Here is a 22,288-nt window from a genome sequence, read left to right on the forward strand (position 1 = left end):
GGGCACGTGCAAAGCTCTAAAACTCGTGTTCCTGACGCGAACGCGTGTGTTCGGCGTCGGCGCACCTAGCGAACTGTCACCACACCTGACGAGTCGTCGACGCGCAGGCCACCACGTGTGTGGGTCCCGCGGGAAACGCCGCCGCAGGGTGGGACACCACTCCCACACCCGAGGAAGGCCACCGGAACCCGTAAGGGCTGCGCCGGACGAACCAACTAAGGCCCCCACGACGCGCCCGAACCACACGCATTCGCGCCGATAAACCGCAAGTTCAGCCGGGTGGACCCGGTCGGCGGCGATTGGGGCTCCTTCCGTCTGAGGATGTGGCAGCGAGCGCGGGACAGGGCGCGGCCATACGCATCCGGGGTCCGAACCACTGACCCGCCTCGTGTTTTGCACGACCTCGGGCCGCGTTCCACGACCTTGGTGTGTGTTGCACGACCACCCCGGGGTCGTGGAATGTGCACCAGGGTCGTGCAGTGTCGCCCAGGGTCGTGCAAAGCCACCCCGGCCCCCGACGCCGGGACACCACCACCCACACAAGGGCCAGGCCTCCCCGCGACACGCCGGTCTACAGCACCACATTCGCGCCGATAACCCACCACGTTCGCGCCGATAACCCCCGTCAGGGCAAAAAGAGGCCCCGCGCCATTGGCGCGGGGCCCCGGTCGGACTTTGGGGGCGCGGTCCCTGAAACGCGTCAACCCCAAACGCACCGGCACGTCATCAGAGTCCCTGAACCTCCTCGATGCCGCGAGCGTTCCGACATGGGTAATCATAGGCCGTCCCGCGTGGTTAATCCATCCAGGAAAGCCCAGAATTCCGCGGGAGTCTGGTAACGGATGGGTTGCGGTTACGCGGGATGCCCCAGATTCGCGAATCAGTGGCGGAGCCGCGAAGCCCTCAGGGTGACCCCTGCGACGACCAGCGCCGCCGCCACGACCAGGAGAAGCGGCGTGGTGGCACCGGTGTGTGCCAGCGGTCCGTTAGATCCGCTGGGCGCAGTCGCTGCGGCGGTCGGCGTCGCGGCCGGCCTCGACGGTCCGGTCGACGGGGCCGTCGAGGGCGCAGACGAGGGCGCGGTTGTGGGCTCCGCCGAGGGGCTCGCCGACGGCGAGGGCAGCGGGGTGATGGAGGGGTTGCGGTAGTCCGACAACTGGTTGATGCGCAGCTGCACCGCCGTGGCCGCACCCCCGTCGGCGAACAGGGACACTCCCGTCGCCGTCTCCTCCGGGTAGACCGCATCGGTGATGGTTGTTGCGCCGTCGGCGGCGAACACCTCAACCGACGAGGCGTCCACCAGTACCCGCAGCCGTACCAGGCCATCCGCGTCGGGAGTGACCTCCGCGCGCTCCACGCTCGGGAAGGCCGCCGAGAAGTCGGTGGCACCGGAGTTGGTGCGGTCCAGGTAGACCTCACCCGCCTCGGCGTCATAGCCGACGACGGTGCCCTGCCCGTCGGCGGCATGCACGACGATCCCGCTGTCGGTGGCCGAGCCCGGATCCAGAGCGAGGGAGATGTCGAGGGCCGTGCCCGCGGCCGGATCATCGAGGGTGTTGGTGCCCTCGGGGATCTCGGTTCCGTCCAGCACCACAGCGTCACCGGTGTACAGCGACTCGATCCCGGCCACGGGTGCGGCGGTCAGTCGCGGCTCGCCGTTCAGCGTGCGCAGCTCCAGTCGGCGCGGCGTGGTCATGGCGGTGCGCCAGGAGGTGGTGGGTACCGCGTTCACGTAGTCCCAGTTGGACATCCAGGCCACCGTGTACCGCTCGCCGTTGGGCACGCCGTTCCAGGTGACGGCCGCGTAGTAGTCGCGCCCGTAGTCCAGGTACGGCATCACTTCCGTCTGGCTGAACCCGGCCGTGGCAGACTGGACGATGGTGTCGACCATGAAGTGGCCCCACTCGGAGGTCTGGTTGTTGTCCTCGAGCACCAACCGGGCCTCCCGTCCCCGCCACTGGCGCAGATCGAGGCTCGCCCAGTCCAGGCCGCCCGACTGGCGGCCGGTCGCGGAGGCGACCACCTGGCCGTCGACCACCACGTTGGCAGAGGTGTTGTTGGGAATGGCGGTGGCGGCGCGGTCCGACAACCGCACCTCGTCGAGGAGGATGTGTCCCCAGCCGGAGGTGTTCTCGTCGACGACGCGCAGCGTGACGGTGGTCCCGCGCAGGTCGCTCACGTCCCAGCTCTGCCAGTTGAGCTCCTCCAGGTTGCGGCCGGTGGCGGTGCGCACTACCTTGCCGTCGGCCAGCAGCTGGACGACGGTGGCGCCGCCGCCATCCGCCTCCGGGTGGTTGCCGCCGCCGATGAGCAGGTTCAGGTAGTCGGCGTCGATGGTGAACTCCGGAGAGGTGGCCGTGCCGGTGGACGCGTCGGTGCCCTGACCGGTGTCGGCGTCATAGAAGGAGTTCAGCACGCCGGCGCTGCTCATGTTGATCAGGTCCTGCTGCCCGGGCGCGGCACCCGTCAGCGGAGCGTCGCCGAAGGCGTTCCCGGTGACGGTCCAGCCCTCCCAGGTGCCGTCGTCGAAGCCGGCCAGCAGGGTGCCGTCGCCGTCGTCGCCGGTGGCGGCGGCGTCATAGGGGTGGTTGCCGCCGCCGATGAGCAGGTTCAGGTAGTCCTGTTCAATGGTGAAGGGGGCGGAGGTGAGCGAGCCGGTGTCGGCGTCCCCCGTGCCCCAGGAGTCCGCGTAGTAGGAGCCCTCGTGACCGGTGACGTCACCGGAGGCCGGGGCGTCGCCGAAGGCGGTGCCGGAGGTGGTCCAGTCGCCGTAGGCGCCGGACTCCCAGTCCTCCACTACGGTGCCCTCGGTGCCGGTGTAAACGGGCAGCGCGTCGGCGGTGAAGGTGGTGCCGTCCCAGTCGCCGGTGAAGTAGCGGCCCCTGCCGGCCACGCTCAGCGACAGCACCCACTTGACGTTGTTCGGGTCGCCGTCCAGCGCCATGGGGAACAGGTCGGGACACTCCCATACGGCGCTCGTGTCACCCATGGGGCCGAAGGTGGACTGCCGCGTCCAGTCGATCAGGTTGTCGGAGGAGTAGAAGGCCACCTGGTGCTCGGCGGAAAGGGCCACCACCATGGTCCAGTGGCCGGCGGCCTCATCCCAGAAGACCTTGGGGTCGCGGAACTCGGTGGAGCCGATGTCCAGCACCGGGTCGCCGCCCTTGTAGGTGGTCCAGGTGCGGCCCTTATCCGTGGAGTAGGCCAGGGACTGGGACTGGTTGCCGTTGTGGTTGTCGGCGCGCGTCCACACCGCCACCAGGGGCGGGGCGTCGGCGGTGCCCAGGCCGGAGGTGTTGTTGACGTCGTAGACGGCCGAGCCGGAGAACACTCCGTAGTCCGCGGTGTAGGGGATGGCGACGCCGAGCTCCTCCCAGTGCACCAGGTCGGTGGAGACCGCGTGCCCCCAGGACATGTTGCCCCATTCGCTGCCCTCCGGGTTGTACTGGTAGAACATGTGGTACTCGCCGTCCACATACACCAGGCCGTTGGGGTCGTTCATCCAGTTGTTCTGGGGCGAGTAGTGGGCCAGCGGCCGCCAGGGGTCGGCGGCCGTGGTATCCGCGGGGTCGGCGGCGGCCGGGGCTGCGGGCAGGGGCGCGGCAGCGCCGACGGCGGCCAGGGCGAGTGCCGCCGTGACGGCCAGGGGCCGGAGCAGGCGTGGTAATCGCGAAGCGACGTGCATGTGCATCTCCTTCGATGCGATTCAGGGGTAAGGGTCAAGGCGTCCGGGGCCGCGTGTTCCCGGGACGCATGAAGACACTACGGTGAAGAAAACGATTTGACAAGAGTCGTTGTCGGGTTTGCTGTGCCAGGATCGGCCCATGAGCAACCCGGAGCGCACCGACATCGCCTTCCACTCCGCCTACGACCAGGGCTTCGCGCGCGTCGCCGCGGTCACCCTGCCGGTGTCCATGGGCGACCCCGCCGCCAATGCCGCCGCCGTTGTGGAGCAGGCCCGCGCCCTGGCCGCCGACGGCGTGGTACTGGCCGCCTTCCCCGAGCTGACTCTGACCGGCTACTCCGTCGACGACCTGCTCCTGGACGACCTGCTGGCCGCCAACGTGCTGGCCGCACTCGAAACCATCCGCGTCGCCAGCGCCGACCTGCTGCCGGCACTCGTCGTCGGCGCCCCCCTGCGCGTGGGCGACCGGCTGCTCAACTGCGCCGTCGTCATCCAGGGCGGGGCGGTGCGCGGCGTCGCCCCCAAGTCGTACCTGCCCACCTACCGCGAGTTCTACGAGTCCCGGCACTTCGCCGCCGGAGCCGGCGACCTGCCCGCCACCGTCCCCCTGCCCGGCGTCGGCCCCGACGCCGACGGCGTGAGCGTGCCGCTAGGGCCGGACCTGCTCTTCGCCGTCGAGGACGTGCCCGGGCTGGTCTTCCACGTGGAGATCTGCGAGGACATGTGGGTGCCGGTCCCGCCGTCCTCCATCGCGGCCCTGGCCGGCGCCACCGTGCTGGTCAACCTCTCCGGCTCCCCGGTCACCGTCGGCCGCGCCGAGCAGCGCCGACTGATGGCCCGCGCCTCCAGCGCCCGCGATCTGGCCGCCTACGTATATGCGGCCGCCGGGCAGGGCGAGTCCTCCACCGACCTGGCCTGGGACGGGCAGACCTTCATCTACGAGAACGGCACCCTGCTGGGCAAGACCGAGCGCTTCCCCGACTCCCCGCGCGCCACCGTCGTCGACGTCGACCTCGAGGGCCTGCGCGCCGAGCGCCTGCGCCAGGGCACCTTCGACGACAACCGCCGCACCTTCGCCCGCGGCAGCGCCGCCCCCACCAATCCCGACGTCTTCCGCACCGTACGCATCCCGCGGGACGCCCTGGCCGCGCCCCGCACCGACATCGGACTGCGCCGGGAGGTGTCCCGCTTCCCCTTCGTCCCCAACGATCCCGACCGCCTCGCCCAGGACTGCTACGAGGCCTACAACATTCAGGTGTCCGCCCTGGAGCAGCGGCTGCGCGCCATCGGCAACCCCAAGCTCATCATCGGCGTCTCCGGTGGCCTGGACTCCACCCACGCGTTGATCGTCGCCGCCCGTGCCATGGACCGCCTCGGTCGCCCGCGCACGGACATCCACGCCATCACCATGCCCGGCTTCGCCACCTCCGCCGCCACCAAGCACAACGCCCTCGCCCTGGCCACCGCGCTCGGCTGCCATGTGGAGGAGCTGGACATCCGGCCCGTCGCCGAGCAGATGCTCACCGCCATGGACCACCCCTACGGGCGCGGTGAGCGCGGCCGCGAGGTCTACGACGTCACCTTCGAGAACGTGCAGGCCGGGCTGCGCACCGACTTCCTGTTCCGCATCGCCGGCGCCCGCGGCGGCATCGTGCTGGGCACCGGCGACCTGTCCGAACTGGCCCTGGGCTGGTGCACCTTCGGGGTGGGCGACCAGATGGCCCACTACGGCGTCAATGCGGGCGTACCCAAGACCCTGATTCAGCACCTGATCCGCTGGGTGGTGGCCGAGAAGCTCTTCTCCGAGCAGGCCTGCGAGGTGCTGTTGGCCGTGCTGAGCACCGAGATCAGCCCCGAGCTGGTTCCGGCCGACGACGGCGAACCCATCCAGTCCACTCAGGCGCGGATCGGCCCCTACGCGCTGCAGGACTTCACACTGTGGCACGTGCTGCGGCGTGGCGAGCGCCCCTCCCGTATCGCCTTCCTGGCGGAGAAGGCCTGGGCCGACCCGAGCGTGGGGCAGTGGCCGGCCGGCCTGCCCGAGGAGGAGAAGGTCGCCTACACGCTCGCCGACATCCGCAAGTGGGAACTGGTCTTCTTCCGGCGCTTCTTCTCCAGTCAGTTCAAGCGCTCGACGCTGCCCAACGGCCCCAAGGTGGTCGGCGGCGGCACGCTGTCCCCACGCGGCGACTGGCGCATGCCCTCCGACGCCGACGCCGGGCCATGGCTCGCTGAAATTGAGCGCAACGTTCCCGAGATCTGAGACCAGCCGCGTGCTACTGTGGGCCGCGTCATAGAACGGCGCCAGTTCAAACGATTTGGCATATGCTTCAGCCAATCGGGGCACGGCGTCGCCGCTATGTCCCCACTCACCGATAGTCACCGCCTCCGCGGTGCGTAACTGGCAGGAGCCCGCCGTTGCAGTCATCAGTTGCAGTGATCGTCGCGGCCCACGGTCATTTGGCGGAGGGGTTGCTCAACTCCGCCGCCATGATCGCCGGCCCGCAGGACGACGTCGTCCCCATCAGCTTCGACCCCGGCGAAGGACCGGACGACCTCTTGGCGAAGTACGCCGACGCCGTCGAGTCCTCCGCCTCGGGGCAGTACCTCATCCTCGTGGATCTGCTCGGCGGCAGCCCCTACAACGCCGCCGCCCGCTTCGCCGCCGCCCGTGAGGACGCCGACGTCGTCACCGGGGTGAACCTGCCCATGCTCATCGAGGTCCTCGGCCGCCGCCTGGCCGGCGGCGACCTGACCGAGCTGGTCGAGGTCGCCAAGACCTCCGGCGCCGGCGGCGTCAAGGTCCTCTCCGAGATCTTCACCCCACCCACCACCACCGATTCCGACGACGACGAAGGAGACGAGCTCTGATGGACATCAAGCTCCTGCGCATCGATTCCCGCCTGGTCCACGGCCAGGTCGCCAACAACTGGGCCGGTTCCCTGGGCGCCGAGGCCATCCTCGCCGTCTCCGACGGCGCCGCCAACGACGAGCTGCGCAAGACGCTCATGCTCCAGACCGGCGGCGGCAAGGTCAAGGTCCATGTGCTGACCGTCGCCAAGGCCGCCCGCGTGTACAAGAACCCCAAGTACGAGAACCTCAAGGCCGTCATCGTCGTCGAGACCCCGGCAGACATCGTGCGCCTGCTCGACCTGGGCATCCAGGCCGATGAGGTCAACGTCGGCGGCATGACCTTCAAGCAGGGCACCAAGGCCCTGTCGCAGGCCGTCTACGTCTCCGACGAGGACGTCAAGAACTTCCAGGAGATCGACTCCCGCGGCATCAGCCAATACATCCAGCAGGTCCCCTCCTCCGGGCGCACCGGCCTGATGGAAACGCTGAAGTCCAAGGGCTTCATCAACTGACCCCCTCCCCTATCCGTCCCCACCAGGAAGCACTCTCATGCATGACATCGGTGCTGTCCAGATCATCCTCGTGACCCTCGTGGCCTTCCTCGCCGGTTGCGACTCCGTTCTGGACGAACGCATGTTCTATCGACCCATCATCGCCTGCACCCTGACCGGGCTCGCCATGGGCGATCCGACCACCGGCATCATGGTTGGCGGCAGCCTCGAGCTGCTCAGCCTCGGCTGGATGAACGTCGGCGCCGCCATGGCCCCCGACGCCGCACTGGCATCCACCATCTCCACCGTCATCGCCATCGCCGGCGGACAGACCCACGATGAGGCGATCGCCGTCGCCGTCCCGCTGGCCGTCGCCGGCCAGGCCCTGACCATCTTCGTACGTACCATCAACGTGTTCTTCGCCCACCAGGCCGACCGCTTCGCGGAGGACGGCAATATGCGGGGCATTCAGATCATGCACTTCATCGCGCTGTCCCTGCAGGGCCTGCGCGTGGCGATTCCCACCGCCGCGGTCGCGGTGGTCGCCTCCGGTGACTCCGTGGCGCGCGCCCTGGGGTTGATTCCCGAGGTCGTCACCGAGGGCCTGCAGATCGCCGGTGGCTTCATCGTCGTCGTCGGTTACGCCATGGTCATCAACATGATGCGGGCGCGCAAACTCATGCCCTTCTTCTTCATCGGCTTCATCGTGGCGCAGTCCATGACCACCCTGGACACCGGTATCACCCTGGTCGCCCTGGGCATCATGGGCGTCTGCCTGGCCTTCATCTACGTCCAGCTCAACCCCGACTTCCACGAGTCGGTTCAGCTGCCGCGTCCCGCCCCCGCAGCAGTGGGCGGCGGCTCCGGCGGCCTGGACGACGACTTGGACGACGAACTCGATGACGAGCTCGATTGACCGCGGCAAGGAACAGGGAAGGAAACACGACCATGTCCACTGAGTCCACTGAAATCGACGCCGCTCCCGACACCGGGCGCATGCTCACCGACCGCGACCTGCGGAGCATGTACTGGCGCTCCACATTCCTGCTCGGATCCTTCAACTTCGAGCGCATGCAGGCCATGGGCTTCTGCATCACCCTCATGCCGGCGATCCGGAGGTTCTACCCGTCCAACAAGACCGAACAGGCGGCCGCCCTCAAGCGCCACCTGGAGTTCTACAACACCCACCCCTGGATCTCCTCGGTGGTCTTCGGCGTCACCGCCGCCATGGAGGAGCAGCGTGCCAAGGGCGAGGAAATCGGTGATGACACCATCACCAACGTCAAGGTCGGCCTCATGGGCCCGCTCGCCGGCGTCGGCGACCCCATCTTCTGGGGGACCATCCGGCCCGTGCTTGGCGCTCTGGGTGCCTCCCTGGCCCTGACCGGCTCGAGCAGTGCGTGGCTCGGCCCGCTCATCTACTTCCTGGGCATCAATGTCATTCGCATCCTGGTGCGTTGGTACGGCCTGAAGTGGGGCTACGAGCGCGGCACCGCCATGGTCAGTGAGGTCGGCGGCGGCCAGCTCAAGCGCATCACGCAGATCGCCGCCATCACCGGTCTGTTCGTCATGGGTGCCCTGGTGGCCAAATGGACGACGATCAACTTCCCCGGGGTGATCTCCTCGGTGGAGGCGGACGACGGCACCGTCACCGAGACCACCCTGCAGAATATTCTCGACCAGCTGCTGCCGGGCGTGGCCGCGCTGGGGCTGACCTTCCTGTGCATGTGGCTGCTGAATAAGAAGATCAACGCCCTGTGGATCATTCTCGGCATGTTCGTCATCGGCATCCTCGGCGCCTGGACCGGCTGGCTCGGCCTATAGCCCGACCACCGAGGTCGGTCGTTGTTACCGTCGAGGTCGGTCGAAGTTGCGAGACTTCGACCGACCTCGACGCCCGTTCCGACCGAATTCCACCCGCATCACTGGTGTGCTCCCGGCGCCCAGTCAGTAATCTGTTACCCAGCACATAACTCGGCCTGGCAGGAGAAGCAGTGCGTCAACTCATCGCCACCGACCTGGACGGCACGGTCCTGTTCGACCGGCGCGTCAGCTCCGCCGACCTGGAAGCCATGCAGCGCTGGCGGGACGCCGGCAACTTGCTCGTCGTCGACACCGGCAAGTCCGTCTTCGCCACGCGCAACACCCTCACGGCCGCCGGCATGAGTTTCGACTACGCCGTCACCTTCACCGGCGCCGTCCTGATCGACGGCGACTACCGGGTCCTCTCCGCCCGCTACCTGCCCGACGGCGTCGCGCACGAGATCGCCGACTTTCTGCAGGGCATCGACGGGCTCACCGTCTTCGCCACCACCATGGAGGCGGACCACATCCTGTCCGACACCTACCACGAGACCTCCCCAATCCTGGAGATCTTCCTGCCCATGACCCTGGAGGAGATGCCCTGCCACCGCTTCATCGGGGTGCCCATGCGGGTGCGCGACGACGACGTGCGCGAGCGCATCGCCACCGACCTCACCGCCCGCTGGCCGGATCAGATCGAGGTGGTGCGCAACCAGGAGTTCCTCGACGTCATTCCCGCCGGGGCCACCAAGGGCGCCGGATTGAGTGACCTGGTGGACGTGCTCACCGGCACCGACGGTCCCCTGCCGGGGGAGCGGATCGAGACCTGGAGCGTGGGCGACTCCTGGAACGACATCTCCATGCACGTCGTCGCCGACCACGCCATCTGCCTGCCCTGGTCCCCGCCCGACGTCGTCGCCGCCTGCGAGCGGTCGGTGGGATCCATGGCCGAACTGATCGACGGGCTACTTGAGGAGGCAGAACGATGAGCAGCATCGGCGGGCGGGTGCGCGACTGGTTCAATGGTGGCGACCCGGACGGGCGCGCCAAGCTCCGTGCCTGGGCCCGCGGCCACGACGGACGCTCCGAGGGGTACACCTACGGCATGATGGGGCCCGCCGTCGGGCTGTCCGTCCTGGCGGCCCTGCTGTATGCGCCCACGAAGGGCTACGGCAGCATCGTGGCCCTGGTGCTGGCGATCTTCCTGCTGCTGGGGCGGCAGATGATCGAGCGGCAGGTCGCACGGGATGCCGCGGACCTGCACGAGGCCGAGCGACAGTACGCGCGCACCCGCAATTCCGAGTACCTGGACTTCACCGAGCTGCGCGCAGGCGGCCTGCTGGAGGACAACAAGATGCTCACCCGTGAAACCCGCGACTGGCTGACCGGGCGCGTCGAGTGGGCGCAGGGCGAGAAGGAGAAGCTTGCTCGGCGTGCGGAGCGGGCCGAACGCCGACGCGCCAAGGGCAACAAGGGCCGCGGCCGGTCGGGCAACGGCGGGCGCAACTCCGGGAGCAAGCGATGAGTGACTCCGGCCGCTATGTACGCGGCGTCCTGTGGGACATGGACGGCACGCTCATCAACTCCCAACCCTTTTGGGATGAGTCCTTCCGCCGTCGCTGCGAGGCCGCCGGCGGCACCGTCACCGCAGCACAGGTCACCGCCCTGGAAGGCGCCTCCATCCGCCGCACCCACGAACTCATCGCGGCCACCGGGGCGGCCCCCGGCCCCGACGACCCGGCGGCCGAGGCGATCTTCACCGGCATGGCCGCCGACGTCGAGGCCGCCGTCAAGGCCAACCCGCCGCTGGTGCCGGGGGCGCGGGAGATCACGCAGACCCTGCTGGAGGTCGGGCTGGCGCAGGTGATCGTCACCCAGTCCCCGCGCCCGATCGTCGAGGCGGTTGCGCACGCGCTCGGCGACGTCTTCGCCGGCCTGATAACCGGCGACGACGGCCTGCCGGGCAAGCCCGATCGGGCCCCCTACGCCGCCGGAATGCGCCTGCTGGGACTGAGCGAGGACCAGTGCGTCGTCGTCGAGGACTCCGCCACCGGGGCGGCCTCCGCCCGTTCCAACGACCTGCGGGTGATCCAAATCGGCGGGCACAAGCACTTCCCGGCGGACCCGGGGCTCGTCGTCGTCCCGGACCTGAAGGCCGTCACGCCGCACCTGCTGCTGTGGGCAGAGCCCTGAGCGTGGGCCGGGGCATGCACGACGCCGCGCCCCGGACCGGCCGCGGGATCACTCGCCGGAGAAGCGGTAAACGTTCGTCTCGCGCAGCTTGAAGCCGGCCCGGCGGTACAGGCGGTTGGCCGCCTCCCGGGAGGGGCGCGAGGTGAGGTCGACGGTGCGGGCGCCCAGCGACTGGGCGTACTCGACGGCGGCCTCGACCAGTGCCTGGCCGGCACCGTGGCCACGGGCGTCGCCGTCGACGACGACGTCCTCCACCCAGGCGCGCAGTCCGGTGGGGATGGTGAAGGTCGCCAGGGTCAGCATGCCCAGGATGGGGGTGGTGCCGTCGGCGAGCGGCGCGTCGGGGCGGAAGGCGAACAGGTACACGCCCGGCTGGGCGACCAGGGCCTCGCACTGCGCGGCGGTCAGAGCCGGGGCGCTGCGGGAGAGCTGGGGGATGAGGCGCTCCATCGCCTCGACGAGCTCGGGGGTGGACTGGGTGATGACGTCGACGCTCACGGGTACTCCTTACGGTCATGGGAGGGACTGCCGAGTAAGAGCGTAACCGTTCGGCCGGCCTTCGGGAGGCGGGGCCGCGGCGTGGCCGGAATTACTCGGCGGCCGCGGTCGGGTCCATGATGACGCCCTCGATCAGCACCAGGCCGGTCAACTGGTCGACGATGCGCAGTGCGAAGGGGTGGTCCACGATGAACTGCACCGGCGCCTCCGGGGGCGCCGCCGCGCCGGCTCCGGATAGCTCCGTGAGCGCCCCGGCCACCGTGCCCTCCTCCTTGACCATGAGGCGGACCTGCTGGACCGCCTGGTCGACGACCAGGTCCTCGCCGATGTGCTCCAGGGAGTCCAGCGTGGTGCCCTGGGCGTCCAGAAAGGCGAGCAGGTCCACGGGCCCGGGTTTCAGGTCGAAGGTGGGCAGGGCCAGCACGACCTCGCTCCTCCGGTCCTCCGTGACGGCGTCCAGCGCCGCCGAGGCCTGCTCCCAGGCGCCTTCGGGCAGATCCGTCGGAGCGACGCCGGCGTCGGGGAGGATCACGTCCATGACGAGTTGGGCGTCGTCGTCCCCGTCCCAGTAGGGCAGGCGCACGGCCTGCCAGCCCTCGCCCTGCACGCAGGGCCGGAAGAAGTCTTCGTGCATGAGCCGGGCGGTGACCGTGGAGCCGTCGGCCAGGGTGAAGTCCTGGTCGTAAGTGTGGTTCGCGTCGAAGGTAGTGCTCCACCGGGCGGCGAACAGCAGGGCGTTTTGCAGCACCAGCCGCGTGTCCTTGGTGATCTCAATGCCCGAGGACTTGATCAGCCCGCCGGTGTGGCGCTCGGCCCAGGCGTCCAGGGCGGCCTTGGCGTCGTCGCGGTCCGCGTGCTCGGTGGTGGCGGCATACCACTCGCGGGCGGCATCCAGGTAGGACTGCTCCACTGCCGGGTCATCGCCGACCAGCAGCACCCGGTTGGCGATGTGCAGCAGCGGGGCCTCCGGGATCTGCTCGGGGTCGAAGTCGTTCAGTTCCTCATCGCTGGGGTCGTAGGCCAGCAGGGCGTTCTGCAGCGCCGACCAGGTCAGGTCGCGGGTGGTGCCCGAATCGGCGTCGGCGGCCTTGGCGGCCGATACGCCGAGCAGTGAGTCCACGCCGTCGGCGGGGGCGTCGGAGCCCGCGTACAGCAGGGCTATGGTCAGGGCCGTTCCGACCGGGCAGGTCAAGGCGTTAGCCGCGGGCTCCTCTCCCAGGCGGAAGCGCAGCAGCGACTCACTCAGAGCGGCGCAGGCGGCCGCGGCATCCGGCGCGCCGGGAGCGTCCTCCAGCGGGATCTCGCGGTGGACGGCGTCGGTGTCGTAGGCCTGTGCCCGCGCGGAGCCTCCGAATACTCCGCACCCGCCCAGGGCCACCAGCGCGGCGATGGCGGGCGGGAGCGCCAGCGCCCGGCGGCGGGACAGGCCGCGAGTCCCGCGGCCGGGCGCAGTGCGGCCCGGGGGTGCAGGGGCCGAGGGGGTGGTCGATGCTGAGGGGGCGGATGGAAAGGGACCGGGTGCAGCGTCGTTGCTCGCCATGTCACGAGGCTACGTGACAAGGCGGCACCGATCCATGGGCCGTCGTGCCCAGACCCGCCCTAACAACCGGTCTTGGCACGTAACGTCTACCGACGTCGGCGGAGGTCTACGAGGACCTCGGCGTGGTCGGTGTGGGGGAACATGTCGAACAGGCGCGCCCGCCGCGGCCGCAGCGAGGGCATCCGCGCCAGGTCCTTCGCCAGGCTCGCGGGGTTGCAGGAGGAGTACAGCACCCGCTCCACCCCCGCGGCCTCGATGCGCTCGGCCAGTTCCGCCCCGATGCCGCGCCGCGGCGGGTTGACCACCAGCAGGTCCGGCACCGGCCCGGCTCCCGGGTCGAGCACGGAGGCGTCGCCCGCCTCGAACCGGACCCGATCGTCGGGCAGCCTCATGAGTCGGGCGGCGGCCCGGGCGCCGTCGATCGCCGCCGCCGACACCTCCACTCCCAGCACGCGCCGATCCGGTCCGGCCAGGGCCAGGGCGAAGCCGCCGACGCCGCAGAACAGGTCCCACACCCGCCGCGGGGCCCGCGGGGCGGTGGGCGTCGCGGCGGGAGCCGTGGGCGCCGCACCGGGAACCGTGAGCGCATCATCCGCCCACCGCCGCGCCGTGGCGTAAAGCGCCTGCGCGATGCCGGTGTTGGTTTGGAAGAAGGAACGCGTGGGCAGGTACAACGGCAGCTCCGTCGGACCCGCACCCGTCGCGTCCTCCTCCGCCACGCCCCACGCCGGCAGGTGCAGCCGCATGAGCAGACGGTCGTCCTCGGTGAGCAGGATCTCCTCGGGCCCCTCGATAATCGCCTGGTGCACCGGCTGAATGTTGGCGCTGAGCACCGCCAGCGTCGGCAGCGCCCGCCGCAGGCTGGGCAGGGCGGCGCGCAGGTCGTCGACGTGTCGGCGGCTGCGCAACACGAAGCGCACCATCAGGTCCCCGTCCGGGGAGGCCGTCACCAGCAGGTGCTTGAGCTCGCCACGCCGCGCGGACACGTCGTAGGGCGTCAGCCCGAGCGTCGTGATCGCGCGTGCGAGTACCGGTAGCGCCGCCTCGATCTCGGGCACGTGCAGGGGACAGGTGCGCAGATCGACACCGTGCCCGCCCGGCCCGAGAATGCCCAGCAGCGGCTTGGCCGCCGTCCCCGAGACCACCATCTTGGCCTTGTTGCGAAAGCGCTTCGGCGCGCTCGCCGCCGGCCGCTCCCAGGCCGCGGCCGGGACGGGGTTCGCGCCGTCGGCCAGCAGTGCGACGGTCCGGGCCTGCTTGCGGGCCAGCTGCACGGGCAGCGGCGTCGACATGTGCGGGCAGGAGTGACAGGTGCCGTCCTCGTGCAGCGCGCACAGCGACGTCGACCCGGCCGGTGCGGCCGGGGGAGTGTTGCTGGACGTGCGTGCGGGAGCCACGGGGCGCATTGTCCGGCCGGATCCTGCCACCGCGTCAAGGCGGCCGGTGCTCCCGGCGACGCGCGGGGCAACAAACGGATACACGGGTCACGAGTAGATATACGGCAGACTGTGGGGCATGACCGATCAACCCGACAGTGATACCCCTGCGCGACGCACGCCCCGCCACTCGGCCGGCACCGCCACGTTCACCGAGGCCGACGCCGCCGCCTACCGCGCGCAGATCGCCCAGTGGACGCCCCGCACCGGCATCGGCACCGACGTGCACGCCTTCGCCGCCACCGACTCCGACACCCCGCTGCGGTTGGCCTGCCTGGACTGGCCCGACGAGGTCGGACTGGAGGGGCATTCCGACGGCGACGTCGTCGCCCACGCCTGCTGCGACGCCCTGCTGTCCGCCGCCGGCCTGGGGGACCTGGGCAGTAACTTCGGCACGGATGCGCCGGAGTGGGAGAACGCCGCCGGTGCCGCGCTACTGGCCGAGGCCGCGGGGCGGGTGCGCGCGGCCGGCTTCGAAATCGGTAACGTCGCCGTGCAACTGGTCGGCGCACGCCCGCGTGTCGCCGGGCGCATGCAGGAGGCCACAACCGCCTTGAGTGACGCCGTCGGCGCCCCGGTGGCCTTCTCGGCCACGACCACCGACCACCTTGGCTTCCTCGGGCGTGAGGAGGGTTTGGCGGCCGTCGCCTCCGCCCTGGTCTGGCCGGTGCCGCAGGTGTAGCCGGACTTGCCGCACCCGCTAGGCTGCGGCCGTGAGCACCTCATCCAATGAAGCGCGTCCCGCGCTGAACCTGCGCCTGTATGACACGGCCGCTCAGGGCGTCGTGCCCCTGGCGCCCACCGTCACGCCCGGTACGGTGGCGATCTACCTGTGTGGTGCCACGGTTCAGGGCTCCCCGCACATCGGCCACATGCGCAGCGCCATCGCCTTCGACGTGCTGCGCCGCTGGTTGACCCACTGCGGGCAGAACGTCGTGCTGATCCGCAACGTGACGGATATCGACGACAAGATCCTCGCCAAGTCCGCGGCCGCCGACCCGCCCGTGCCCTGGTGGGCGTGGGCGCAGCGTCACGAGCGCGAGTTCGACGCCGCCTACCGGGCCCTCGGCGTGCAGCCCCCCACCTACGAGCCGCGCGCCACCGGCCACATCCCCGAGATGATCGACCTGGTGCAGCGGCTGCTCGACGCCGGACACGCCTACACCGGGCAGCCCGGCAATGTCTACTTCGATGTGCGCTCCCTGCCCGACTACGGGTCGTTGACCAACCAGAGCGTCGACGACCTGGCCACCACCGAGGAGGATTCCCAGATCGACGCGGAGGTGGAGGCGGACAAGCGCGACCCGCGCGACTTCGCCCTGTGGAAGGCCGCCAAGCCCACCGAGCCCGCGGACGCCGCCTGGGACGCCCCCTGGGGCAGGGGTCGGCCCGGCTGGCACCTGGAGTGCTCGGCCATGTCCCGCCGCTACCTGGGGGAGTCCTTCGACATCCACGGCGGCGGCATCGACCTGCGCTTCCCGCACCACGAGAATGAGCAGGCCCAGTCCCACGGGGCCGGCTGGGGCTTCGCCCGCCACTGGGTGCACAACGCCTGGGTCACCATCAAGGGCGAGAAGATGAGCAAGTCCCTGGGCAACTCGCTGGTGGTCTCCGAACTGCTCAACCGCTACGACCCGGCGGTGCTGCGCCTGGCGCTGGGCACCGTCCACCACCGCTCCACGGTGGAGTTCTCCGAGGAGACTCTCGCCGACGCCGCCTCCCTATGGGAGCGGCTGTCCGGGGCGATCATGCGCGCCCTGGAGATCACCGCGCCCGCTGACGGCGGCCCGAACCCGGTCGACGCCCCCGCCGCGGCCGTGCGCGCCCGGGACCTGCCCGCGCAGTACGCCGCAGCCATGGACGACGACCTCAACCTCGCCGGCGCCATGGCCGTCGTCCACGCCAGTCTCAAGGCTCTCAACACGGCCCTGGCCGCGCCCAACCCCGACCTCGACGCCGTCGCCCAGGCGGCCCTGGACCTGCGCGCCCAGTTGGACGTGCTCGGCCTCGACCCGCTCGCCGAGCCCTGGCGCGATCGCGTGCTCGGCGCGGGCGGCAGCACGGACGACGCCGCCATGCGTGCCCTGAACCAGCTGGTCACCGGGCTGCTGGAGCAGCGGGCGCAGGCCCGCGCCGCCAAGGACTGGGCGCGGGCGGACACGCTGCGCGACGAGCTGTCCGCGGCCGGCGTCGTCGTCGAGGACAGTGCCACCGGGGCCCGCTGGCACCTGGCCTGACCCGCCGCGTCGACCCCGGCGCAACACCAACGTCACCGCGGCCACCGGCCGCCAACCGCAGAACAGGAGGCCCGCGATGCCGGGAAATGATCGGCGCCACGGCGCCATACGCAAGCAGGGCAAGAAGACGGGCCCGCTCAAGGGCTCCGGCGGTGTGCGCCGCCGCGGCCTGGAGGGGCGCGGACCCACCCCCAAGGCCGAGGACCGCGTCGGCCACCCGAAGGCGCGCGCCAAGGCCCGGGCCGAGGCCCGCGCCGCTCAGCCGACCCGCTCCGGGCAGTTGGAGGCCGCCCGGCAGCGCTTCAACGTGCCGCGGGACCACGAGATCGTCTGCGGCCGCAACGCGGTGGCGGAGGCGGCCCGCGCACGCGTGCCCATCACCCGGGTGTTCATGGCGGCCTCCGCCCAATCCGATGACCGCCTGGGCGCCGTGGTGCGGCGGGCCGCCCTGGTCGGGGCGCCGGTGGTGGAGGCCACCAAGTTCGACCTGGAGGCCCTCACCGAGGGCGCCGCCCACCAGGGGGTCGCCATTGAGGTGCCCGCCTACGAGTACGTGCTCGCCCGCGACCTGCTGGAACGTGCCCGCGCCGCCGGGCACACCCCCTTGCTGGTGGCGCTCGACCAGGTCACCGACCCCCACAACCTGGGGGCGGTGCTGCGCTCGGCCGGGGCCTTCGGCGTCGACGGCGTGATCGTGCCCGAGCGCCGCTCCGCGGGCGTGAACGCCGCCGCCTGGAAGGTGTCCGCCGGCGCCGCCGCGCGGGTGCCGGTCGCCCGGGAGACGAACCTGGTGCGCGCCCTCGAGGCGCTCAAGCGGGAGGGCTGCTTCGTCGTCGGCCTGGACGGGCGGGCGGATACGCCGGTGGAGGAGTTGAATCTGGCCGACTCCCCGCTGGTGGTGGTTACCGGCGCGGAGGGCAGCGGACTGTCGCGGCTCGTGCGCGAGACCTGCGACCTGCTGATCTCCATCCCGATCGCCGGGACGGTGGAGTCGCTCAATGCCGCGGTGGCCACCGGCATCGCCCTGTACGAGGTCGACCGGCTGCGCCGTCGGGCCGGGGCCGGCAAGTAACCGCCGAGGCTTTCCGGCCGCCTGACGACCCGGCCGGGTGGTCCGGCTTCCCCCGGCCAGGCAACCCGGCGACCCCGGTCGGGGCTCCCCGGGCTGACCGGGAGGCTCTATGCTGACACAATGGTGGTGTCCCCGCCCGTCGCGTGGACGGGCCGGACAACGGTCGTCACCATCCGACTAGGAGGCCTTCATGGCTCAAGACCCCGCACAGCGCTGGAACCGCACCGAGGGCGTACTCGTCGTGCCCGGAACCCAGCCGGACGCGGTTGCCGCGCGCCTCGAGGCGGAGCGGGTAGTCGCCCGCCTCGAGTGGTACCCGGCGACCCCCCACCTGCTCTCCCTCACACTGCTGGCCGACGCCGACGGGCGCGTGGCCGTCACCCCGCCGTCGCGTGGCGGCGTGATGGCCGGAACTCGCATCAGCGAGCTGGTTGAGTCCCTTGCGCGCGAGTTCTCCGGGGATGTCACCATCGGCCCGGCCTCCTTCAACGCCCTGCCCGTCGATGTCGCCCTGCCGACCGTGGCCTCGGAGACGCCGGAGGGTTCCCGCACCGTGGTCGTCTCTCCGCTCAGTGCCTACATGGTGCCGTTGCAGGCCACCCTGCTGGAGCGTCCGCTGGCCGTCACCTCCTTGCCCGCGCTCGACCGGCGCATCGTCATGTACTCCGGTGAGGGCAACCAGCTGGGTTCCTTCGGCTGGGACAAGGAGTCTCTGCCGGCCCTGGTGTTGACCGTGGACGCCCGTGACATCGCGGTACGCGCCGTCACCACCGGCGAGAGTGAGGACGACGCCGTCTTCTCCTGGGGCATGACCTCGCAGTACGTGTGGGGCGGCGTGGCCGAGCCGGGGCCGGCCCTGCGCGCCCTGGTGGATGAAATGCTCACCGACTCCACCGACGTCTCGCTCGTGGCCGCGGCCGTGCCCGGGGCGGATGCGGAGGCGGTGGCGGAGGCCTTCTCCACCCCCGGTATCGACGGCCTGGTGGCCCTGATCGATGCGCTCGGCCTGCCCGACTGGGTGGCGTCGGTGCTGACCGGTCGGCTGGCGCCCGCGGAGGCGCCCGGCGCCGTGGTGCACGAGCCGCGCGGCCTGTCCAACGCCGTGGGGCGTTCGGTCGGGCTCATGCTGCAGGACCCGGAGGCGCCCGGTTCGGCCTTCTGGCAGACCTACATTCGCGTCGTCACCGAGCGGCCCTGGCTCATGCGGGCCGGCGTTGCCCTGGAGGCCGGCATCGGCGGGGCGCTGATCGGGACGGCGGTGCACCGCCGCGACCGCACCGGGGTGGCACACCGCGGCCTGCTGGCCACGGGTGTGGTGCTGCTGGTCGACGCGGTCGCCGAGGCCTCCCTCGCCTCCTGGACCCGACACCGGGAGTTGCGGCGTCGTGCGGACCAGGAGATGGCGCTGGTTGCCGAGGAGCTCGGGGCCTGACTAGGCGGTCAAAAGGGCGGAATGTCAGAAGGGCGGAATCTCGTCTAGCAGTGGGGCCAGGCCGAGGTCGTGCAGGGCCTCCGAGTAGGGAGTGGTCTCGAAAGCGCCGACGGGCTGGCCGGGGCGGGGACCGCGGCTGGTGACTCGCGGGCGCCCGCCCGCACGAGCGGCGTCTCGAGCACTGAGCTCAAGGCCGTGCTGGAGACGACTCAGGACGGCGTCGTCGACGGCCTCCGTGAGGTGCGCGGGCACCTTCTGGGCGGGGACAAGCAGTTGGCGAGGGCCGATCTTGTGGGCCAGAAGGGTGATGCTCCCGTCCAGGCTGCGCTGGTAGCGAGCACCGCTGGGAGTACACCAGGTCAGATCACCGGAGTCGGTGCGGCTGAGGCTCCAACCGGGCGTGTGCTTGAGCCGGTGGTGGGCCTGGCACAGGCTGGTGAGATTACTCAGGCTGGTCGCCCCGCCCTCGGCCCAGGGTTGAATGTGGTCCGTGTCGCAACGGGTGGCGGGGATGGTGCAGCCCGGGAAAGTGCAGGAGCCGTCCCTGGCCTGTACGAGTTCGCGCAGGGCGACCGGGGGCCGGTAGTGGGTGCGGCCCACGTCGACTACCGTCCCCGAGACCGGGTCGGTGACCAGCCTGCGCCAGACCCCGCCGGCTGCGAGGGCGCGGGCAGTGGCGGCGGGCACCGGCGCCGTGCCGACCCCAATGGTGACCTCGGCCGCAGGAGCCGCGCCTGCGGCTGTCCCGGTGTAGGGGAGGGGGCGCTGACCGTCCAAAACCGCGGTGTGCGCACTGCTCCCGCCTCGCGTAGGTGAGTCTGAGTGACCTGTGGTGGGCGCACTGCTTCCGCCTCGCGTAGGTGAGTCTGAGTGACCTGTGGTGGGCGCACTGCTTCCGCCTCGCGTAGGTGAGTCTGAGTGACCTGCGGCGGGCGCACTGCTCCCGTCGGCCGGGAGCGTTTCGGGCACACTTCGCCCGTCGGATGCGAAGGATCGCCCGACTACGGCGTCCGTGGGCCGCCCCGGCGTATCGCCGGCGGTGGGAGGGCCGTACCCGGTTGGCGGGTCATCCCCGATGGGCGGGCCGTATCCGGTTGGCGGGTCATCCCCGATGGCGCCGGCGCCGTCGGGGAGCAGGTGCTCCAAGGGGACGGCGACGTCGACATTGATGGTGATCCCCGGCGGTGGGAAGACCGCCTCTACCCCGGAGGGCGTCCACCAGGGGAGCGAGGGCACAACCAGGCTGCTCAACCCGGCCAGCAACCCCTCCAACGGGACCCCGTCGGGCAGCAGCTGTGCGCTGGCCGGTGCAGGCGGCGGGGCACCGGCGTCGACGCTGGTCGGTACAGTTGCTGGGGCGGCGTCGTCGACGTTTGCAGGTGCGGTGAAAGACGGCCGACAGGCGGCGTACTGGCTGGCTTGCAGGGTGCGCAGCGTCATGCCGGTGATGGCGTCGGCCCGTAGCTGCGCCGGGGAACGCTCATCCCCGGCAGCCCGGGCGGAGGCGGCTATGGCGTCCAGGGTCGCATCCAATAGGAACGCGTCCAGGCTCGGCAGCAGGAGCCGCATTTCATGAACGCCCTCGCCCGCCTGGCGGGGCCGCGTAACGTGCCTGCGCGCCAGGTTGCGCTTACGGCGGCTGCCGGCGCCGTCGGGGTCTAAAGCGGCCAGGGCGCGGTCGATGTCCTTGGCCAGCTGCGACGTCGTCCTGCGGGATGCGCGAGGCAGGACCTGCTCCTGTACGGCCCTGGCCACCCTCGCGTCGGCACCCTCCAGGCGCCGAACAATCAGGGCGGTTTTGCTCGCATCCAGCAGGCCGCCCCGGTGCAGGGTCTCGGTGGCCGCGAACTCGAGTTGTAGCAGAGCCTCGCCCCGATCCAACATCTGACAGGCGCTCTGGCGGGTGGTGCCGAGTCGGCAGGCGATCTCCCCGCTGGTGGTGAAACGTCGCTCCTCCTCCGTCACCAGGCATTCGAGTCGCCCGTCCGGACCCCAGGGAGCTGCGCCGCGGTTCATTTCCGGTGTGCGGGCAAGGCACGCAGCCGCCGCGCTTTCGCACCACGACGCCCAGGAGACCAGCCGGTGGCACGCCGCCACCAGTTCGCTGAGCACTTGCCCGCCCAGCGCGGCCAGGCGGTCGATGCCGGTGCCCTCGCCCCAGTCCACGCCCTGCTGTGCGGAGGCCTGCGCCAGGGCGCGGTCGGCCGGGCTCGTGATGGTGTTGAACAGTGCGCCGGTGTCGGGAGTCCCCAGTATTTCTGCCAGCTCGGCGATGCCCACGGCATCCGCGGTGTTTGCAGCGTCCGTGGTGTTTGCAGCGTCCGTGGTGTTCGCAGCGTCCGTGATGTTCGCAGCGTCCGCGGTGCTTGCAGTAGCCACCGCGCTTGCGTTTGCTGCGTTCTCCCCGGCGGAGCCGGCCGCCTCACCGTTGGGGTTGGCGGGTACCAGTATGCCGGCCAACAGACCCTCAACCAGGCTCGCCAGACCTGCGCCTGCAGGTACTTCCGCCAGGTGCTCGATCAGCGCCGTGGGCTCCCGCACGGCTCCGGGCACGACCGTGGAATCCTGCTCGACCCCGGGCCCGGCCGCTGCCTCCCCGTATGTAGCGGCCCAGGCAACGGTCGCCGTCGATCCCCTCCCGACGCCGGGCAGCCCCGCCCGATCCGTCGGGGACGCCCCGCCGGATCGCCGCTCAGCACCGTTGCCTTCGTACATGTGTCCACGGTATCGCGGGGCACCGACATGAATTCCGTGCCCTTAACGGGCTCTTCGTGTTTGGGGGTGTGGCTGGTGGTGTGTTCTGGCCGGTCCGAGGACGACCTCTCCCGCGCTCTAGCGCTACCTTCCTGCGCCCGAGGATGGCTTGTCCTAGACCTGAGGATGTGGGCGGTCAGCGGCGCTGCCCTCCCGCGCCCGAGCGAGGCCTCGCACCACGAGCACAAGCACCGCCCATCCTCAAGCTGCCCTCCCGCGCCCGAGCGAGGCCTCGCACCACGAGCACAAGCACCGCCCATCCTCAAGCTGCCCTCCCGCGCCCGAGCGAGGCCT

General features: G+C 70.7%; 17 protein-coding genes. 12 read left to right on the forward strand and 5 right to left on the reverse strand.

Features of this window, described 5'->3' with window-relative positions:
* Positions 1–880: 880 nt before the first annotated feature.
* A complete protein-coding gene (locus ACGLYG10_RS15350; protein WP_073333947.1) occupies positions 881–3,685 on the reverse strand; it encodes a GH32 C-terminal domain-containing protein in 2,805 nt (934 codons plus the stop codon).
* Positions 3,686–3,824: 139 nt separating this feature from the next.
* Between ACGLYG10_RS15350 and ACGLYG10_RS15355 the strand changes: the two genes are divergently transcribed.
* From ACGLYG10_RS15355 to ACGLYG10_RS15390, 8 genes are all read left to right on the forward strand, one after another.
* Positions 3,825–5,948 carry an NAD(+) synthase gene (locus tag ACGLYG10_RS15355; protein ID WP_139241028.1) on the forward strand — a complete coding sequence of 708 codons (2,124 nt, stop codon included), beginning with the start codon at positions 3,825–3,827 and terminating at the stop codon, positions 5,946–5,948.
* A gap of 155 nt (positions 5,949–6,103) precedes the next feature.
* Positions 6,104–6,556: a PTS sugar transporter subunit IIA gene (locus ACGLYG10_RS15360; protein ID WP_073333948.1), complete on the forward strand. Its 453-nt coding sequence runs from the start codon at positions 6,104–6,106 to the stop codon at positions 6,554–6,556.
* Entirely contained in the window at positions 6,556–7,050 is a 495-nt protein-coding gene (locus ACGLYG10_RS15365) for a PTS sugar transporter subunit IIB (RefSeq protein WP_073333951.1), read from the forward strand. The genes ACGLYG10_RS15360 and ACGLYG10_RS15365 overlap by 1 nt, the downstream gene beginning before the upstream one ends.
* Before the next feature lie 37 nt (positions 7,051–7,087).
* A complete protein-coding gene (locus tag ACGLYG10_RS15370; RefSeq protein ID WP_073333953.1) occupies positions 7,088–7,945 on the forward strand; it encodes a PTS mannose/fructose/sorbose transporter subunit IIC in 858 nt (285 codons plus the stop codon).
* A gap of 32 nt (positions 7,946–7,977) precedes the next feature.
* Positions 7,978–8,853 (forward strand): PTS system mannose/fructose/sorbose family transporter subunit IID, encoded by an 876-nt coding sequence (locus tag ACGLYG10_RS15375; RefSeq protein WP_073333956.1) that lies wholly within the window; start codon positions 7,978–7,980, stop codon positions 8,851–8,853.
* 170 nt (positions 8,854–9,023) lie between these two features.
* Positions 9,024–9,821 carry an HAD hydrolase family protein gene (locus ACGLYG10_RS15380; protein ID WP_073333958.1) on the forward strand — a complete coding sequence of 266 codons (798 nt, stop codon included), beginning with the start codon at positions 9,024–9,026 and terminating at the stop codon, positions 9,819–9,821.
* On the forward strand, positions 9,818–10,357 hold the full coding sequence (locus ACGLYG10_RS15385) for a hypothetical protein (protein ID WP_073333960.1): 540 nt from the start codon (positions 9,818–9,820) through the stop codon (positions 10,355–10,357). Before ACGLYG10_RS15380 ends, ACGLYG10_RS15385 begins: the two co-directional genes overlap by 4 nt.
* Positions 10,354–11,025 (forward strand): HAD family hydrolase, encoded by a 672-nt coding sequence (locus ACGLYG10_RS15390; protein ID WP_073333963.1) that lies wholly within the window; start codon positions 10,354–10,356, stop codon positions 11,023–11,025. The genes ACGLYG10_RS15385 and ACGLYG10_RS15390 overlap by 4 nt, the downstream gene beginning before the upstream one ends.
* Positions 11,026–11,073: 48 nt before the next feature.
* Here the strand turns inward: ACGLYG10_RS15390 and ACGLYG10_RS15395 are convergent, their stop codons facing one another.
* The 3 genes from ACGLYG10_RS15395 to ACGLYG10_RS15405 all read right to left on the reverse strand — a co-directional run bounded on the left by ACGLYG10_RS15395 (position 11,074) and on the right by ACGLYG10_RS15405 (position 14,355).
* Positions 11,074–11,475, reverse strand: a complete 402-nt coding sequence (locus tag ACGLYG10_RS15395) for a GNAT family N-acetyltransferase (RefSeq protein WP_395994451.1) — start codon at positions 11,473–11,475, stop codon at positions 11,074–11,076.
* A gap of 139 nt (positions 11,476–11,614) precedes the next feature.
* Positions 11,615–13,063 (reverse strand): serpin family protein, encoded by a 1,449-nt coding sequence (locus ACGLYG10_RS15400; protein ID WP_083566030.1) that lies wholly within the window; start codon positions 13,061–13,063, stop codon positions 11,615–11,617.
* 86 nt (positions 13,064–13,149) lie between these two features.
* On the reverse strand, positions 13,150–14,355 hold the full coding sequence (locus ACGLYG10_RS15405) for a methyltransferase domain-containing protein (protein WP_244542717.1): 1,206 nt from the start codon (positions 14,353–14,355) through the stop codon (positions 13,150–13,152).
* A 223-nt stretch (positions 14,356–14,578) separates the two neighbouring features.
* On the opposite strand from ACGLYG10_RS15405, the gene ispF reads away from it, so the two are divergent.
* From ispF to ACGLYG10_RS15425, 4 genes are all read left to right on the forward strand, one after another.
* Positions 14,579–15,181 (forward strand): 2-C-methyl-D-erythritol 2,4-cyclodiphosphate synthase, encoded by a 603-nt coding sequence (ispF, locus tag ACGLYG10_RS15410; protein ID WP_083566032.1) that lies wholly within the window; start codon positions 14,579–14,581, stop codon positions 15,179–15,181.
* A gap of 31 nt (positions 15,182–15,212) precedes the next feature.
* On the forward strand, positions 15,213–16,736 hold the full coding sequence (cysS, locus tag ACGLYG10_RS15415; protein WP_073333970.1) for a cysteine--tRNA ligase: 1,524 nt from the start codon (positions 15,213–15,215) through the stop codon (positions 16,734–16,736).
* A 76-nt stretch (positions 16,737–16,812) separates the two neighbouring features.
* On the forward strand, positions 16,813–17,808 hold the full coding sequence (gene rlmB, locus ACGLYG10_RS15420) for a 23S rRNA (guanosine(2251)-2'-O)-methyltransferase RlmB (protein ID WP_073333973.1): 996 nt from the start codon (positions 16,813–16,815) through the stop codon (positions 17,806–17,808).
* A gap of 190 nt (positions 17,809–17,998) precedes the next feature.
* A complete protein-coding gene (locus ACGLYG10_RS15425; protein WP_073333975.1) occupies positions 17,999–19,240 on the forward strand; it encodes a hypothetical protein in 1,242 nt (413 codons plus the stop codon).
* 24 nt (positions 19,241–19,264) lie between these two features.
* Here ACGLYG10_RS15425 and ACGLYG10_RS16285 read toward each other — a convergent pair whose 3' ends face one another.
* On the reverse strand, positions 19,265–21,955 hold the full coding sequence (locus ACGLYG10_RS16285; protein WP_083566034.1) for a DUF222 domain-containing protein: 2,691 nt from the start codon (positions 21,953–21,955) through the stop codon (positions 19,265–19,267).
* Between the last annotated feature and the right edge of the window lie 333 nt (positions 21,956–22,288).

This window comes from Actinomyces glycerinitolerans, assembly GCF_900098745.1.
Classification (GTDB): Bacteria; Actinomycetota; Actinomycetes; order Actinomycetales; family Actinomycetaceae; genus Actinomyces; species Actinomyces glycerinitolerans.

Bases quoted from the DNA above. Each gene is read 5' to 3' on its own strand.
- ACGLYG10_RS15425 (WP_073333975.1), top strand. From the start codon at position 17,999: ATGGCTCAAGACCCCGCACAGCGCTGGAACCGCACCGAGGGCGTACTC.
- rlmB (WP_073333973.1), top strand. From the start codon at position 16,813: ATGCCGGGAAATGATCGGCGCCACGGCGCCATACGCAAGCAGGGCAAG.
- ACGLYG10_RS15375 (WP_073333956.1), top strand. From the start codon at position 7,978: ATGTCCACTGAGTCCACTGAAATCGACGCCGCTCCCGACACCGGGCGC.
- ACGLYG10_RS15355 (WP_139241028.1), top strand. From the start codon at position 3,825: ATGAGCAACCCGGAGCGCACCGACATCGCCTTCCACTCCGCCTACGAC.
- ACGLYG10_RS15395 (WP_395994451.1), bottom strand. From the start codon at position 11,475: ATGGAGCGCCTCATCCCCCAGCTCTCCCGCAGCGCCCCGGCTCTGACC.
- ACGLYG10_RS15405 (WP_244542717.1), bottom strand. From the start codon at position 14,355: ATGTCGACGCCGCTGCCCGTGCAGCTGGCCCGCAAGCAGGCCCGGACC.
- ispF (WP_083566032.1), top strand. From the start codon at position 14,579: ATGACCGATCAACCCGACAGTGATACCCCTGCGCGACGCACGCCCCGC.
- ACGLYG10_RS15350 (WP_073333947.1), bottom strand. From the start codon at position 3,685: ATGCACGTCGCTTCGCGATTACCACGCCTGCTCCGGCCCCTGGCCGTC.
- ACGLYG10_RS15365 (WP_073333951.1), top strand. From the start codon at position 6,556: ATGGACATCAAGCTCCTGCGCATCGATTCCCGCCTGGTCCACGGCCAG.
- ACGLYG10_RS15385 (WP_073333960.1), top strand. From the start codon at position 9,818: ATGAGCAGCATCGGCGGGCGGGTGCGCGACTGGTTCAATGGTGGCGAC.
- ACGLYG10_RS15370 (WP_073333953.1), top strand. From the start codon at position 7,088: ATGCATGACATCGGTGCTGTCCAGATCATCCTCGTGACCCTCGTGGCC.
- ACGLYG10_RS16285 (WP_083566034.1), bottom strand. From the start codon at position 21,955: ATGTACGAAGGCAACGGTGCTGAGCGGCGATCCGGCGGGGCGTCCCCG.
- ACGLYG10_RS15400 (WP_083566030.1), bottom strand. From the start codon at position 13,063: ATGGCGAGCAACGACGCTGCACCCGGTCCCTTTCCATCCGCCCCCTCA.
- ACGLYG10_RS15390 (WP_073333963.1), top strand. From the start codon at position 10,354: ATGAGTGACTCCGGCCGCTATGTACGCGGCGTCCTGTGGGACATGGAC.